We start from the raw sequence: 661 nt of genomic DNA on the forward strand, positions 1-661 counted from the left end.
AAGCAGCAAGATAACATCGCTTTCCAATGGATCTATAACTAAAGGCTCAAGTGATGCTGTAGCGGGTAACCAGCTATATGCACTAGGGAGCGGTGTTGCGAAGTCTTTAGGTGGTAAAGCTAAGTATGAGAATGGCACATGGACAGCTCCGACTTACGAGATCTCTAATATTTCTGCAGATGGTGATGTGGGAAAGACGAGCTTCAATGATGTTGGTAGTGCCTTTGCGGGTCTTGATACGAGTGTCAAGAATGTGAACACACATCTGTCTAATGAGGTTAAAAAGTTTGATGAAAAACTAAGTAATATTACTCAAGCGGTTAATGGTGATGCTTTATTATGGAGCGACACTGCACATGCCTTTGTAGCGACGCATGGAGAGAAAGATAGCAAAAGCAATAGCAAGCTTACATCTCTTTTAGATGGCGTCATTAAGGATGGTTCCACGGATGCTGTAACGGGTAATCAGCTTCATGCTCTAGGTGATAAAGTTGCACAATCTTTAGGTGGAGGAGCTAAGTATGAGGATGGCCAATGGAGCAAACCTAAGTTCACGGTTAAAACAGTAAAATCTGATGGAACTGAGAGTGAGGAGAGCTATACAGATGTGGCTTCAGCGTTTGCCGGTGTAGGAACTTCTTTCACGGATTTACATAAAGAG

At 43.0% G+C, this 661-nt stretch carries 1 pseudogene; it reads left to right on the plus strand.

What is annotated here, in order from left to right:
* A pseudogene (locus ACFINI_RS10115) lies at positions 1-661 on the plus strand (hypothetical protein); the annotation flags it as partial.

It is taken from the genome of Bartonella sp. AA56HLJMS (assembly GCF_042197145.1).
Lineage (GTDB): Bacteria > Pseudomonadota > Alphaproteobacteria > Rhizobiales > Rhizobiaceae > Bartonella.